This window comes from Pseudonocardia sp. EV170527-09, from assembly GCF_008369905.1.
Taxonomy (GTDB): Bacteria; Actinomycetota; Actinomycetes; order Mycobacteriales; family Pseudonocardiaceae; genus Pseudonocardia.
This window is the reverse complement of record NZ_VRMC01000536.1, coordinates 1-257: the sequence shown is the minus strand read 5'-3', so window position 1 is coordinate 257 and position 257 is coordinate 1. Positions and strand designations below refer to the sequence as shown.

Below are 257 nucleotides of genomic sequence, written 5' to 3'. Positions count from 1 at the left end.
CACTGTGGTGGTCTCCACCCAGCACGCCGAAGGCATCGACCTGGAGAACACCCTGGACCCCGACATCCGCCGGCACGTGCTGCAGACGGTGCTCGAGGAACTGGGTCACGAGACGCTGGACTCGTCGTCGACCCGCGTGCTGGTGAACCCGACCGGCAAGTTCGTGCTTGGCGGACCGATGGGGGACGCCGGCCTGACCGGCCGCAAGATCATCGTCGACACCTACGGTGGCTGGGCCCGGCACGGTGGCGGTGCGT

1 protein-coding gene is annotated in these 257 nt (G+C 68.5%); it reads left to right on the top strand.

From position 1 onward, the window contains the following. On the top strand, positions 1–257 hold a 257-nt coding region (locus tag FVA95_RS30065; RefSeq protein WP_149666999.1), incomplete at both ends, for a methionine adenosyltransferase domain-containing protein.